1 protein-coding gene is annotated in these 1,048 nt (G+C 69.9%); it reads left to right on the top strand.

Annotated elements, in window-relative coordinates; translation table 11 throughout:
- Positions 1-69 precede the first annotated feature (69 nt).
- Positions 70-1,041: an IS30 family transposase gene (locus KME75_RS41880; RefSeq protein WP_246633851.1), complete on the top strand. Its 972-nt coding sequence runs from the start codon at positions 70-72 to the stop codon at positions 1,039-1,041.
- Positions 1,042-1,048: the final 7 nt, after the last annotated feature.

Here is a 1,048-nt window from a genome sequence, read left to right as displayed (position 1 = left end):
CCTGGGCTCAGCCGGTTGAAGCATTTGATCTTGTGAGTTCGGTGGGACAGGATGCCCGCCGTGCGCGCGATGTTGATGTTGTCGGATCGGGAGGAGATCTCCCGGGGCCTGGCCGAGGGCCTGCAGTACAAGGAGATCGCGCTGCGGATGGGGCGTGATCCGTCGGTGATCTCGCGTGATGTCGCACGCCACGGTGGCCGTGGCGGCTACCGGGCGGCCGCGGCCGACGAGGCGGCGTGCGCGGCCCGGGAGCGGCCCAAGGTGTACGCGGTCGAGCGCTCACCCCGGCTGCGCGCGGTGGTGTGCCGGCAGCTGCGCGGTGGCTGGTCCCCGGCCTCGATCGCGGGTCGGCTGGCCACCGACTACCCCGACGACCAGGCTTGCCGGGTGTCTCACGAGGCGATCTACCAGTGGGTCTACGCCCAGCCGGTGTCCACTCTGGCCAGGGAGCTGATCAGCCTGCGCACCGGGCGCAAGGCCCGCCGCGGCGGGCGGCGGCCACCGCCGACGCCGCGGATCCGCGAGCCCCGCTACATCGACGACCGGCCCGCCGAGGCCGAGGACCGCGCGGTGCCCGGGCACTGGGAGGGAGACCTGGTCATCGGCAAGGACGGCGCCAGCGCGGTCGCGACGCTGGTCGAGCGGACCTCCCGGTTCCTGGTCCTGGTACCCCTGACCGGGCGGGACTCGCTGACCGTCGGCGAGGCGGTGATCGCCGCGACCGGCGGGCTGCCCGCACAGATCCGCCGATCCCTGACCTGGGACTGCGGCGCTGAGATGGCGCGGCACACCACGATCACCGCGACCGGACTGCCGGTGTACTTCGCCCACCCGCACTCGCCGTGGGAACGCGGCAGCAACGAGAACCTCAACCGGATCGTCCGCGAGTTCTTCCCCAAAGGTGTGACAATCACCTCCGATCCGGACTATCTCGCGATGGTGGCTTCCGAAATCAACGACCGACCCCGTAAGATTCACAACTGGAAGAAGCCCTCCGAGCTATTCACCGAGCTTGTCGAGTCGCATGCTTCCACTGGCTGAATCTGCC

This window comes from Pseudonocardia nigra (genome assembly GCF_019396355.1).
GTDB classification, from domain to species: domain Bacteria; phylum Actinomycetota; class Actinomycetes; order Mycobacteriales; family Pseudonocardiaceae; genus Pseudonocardia; species Pseudonocardia nigra.
This window is presented reverse-complemented; position numbering and strand designations above follow the sequence as displayed.

Coding starts and splice junctions, on each gene's coding strand:
- KME75_RS41880 (WP_246633851.1), top strand. CDS start 70: ATGTTGATGTTGTCGGATCGGGAGGAGATCTCCCGGGGCCTGGCCGAG.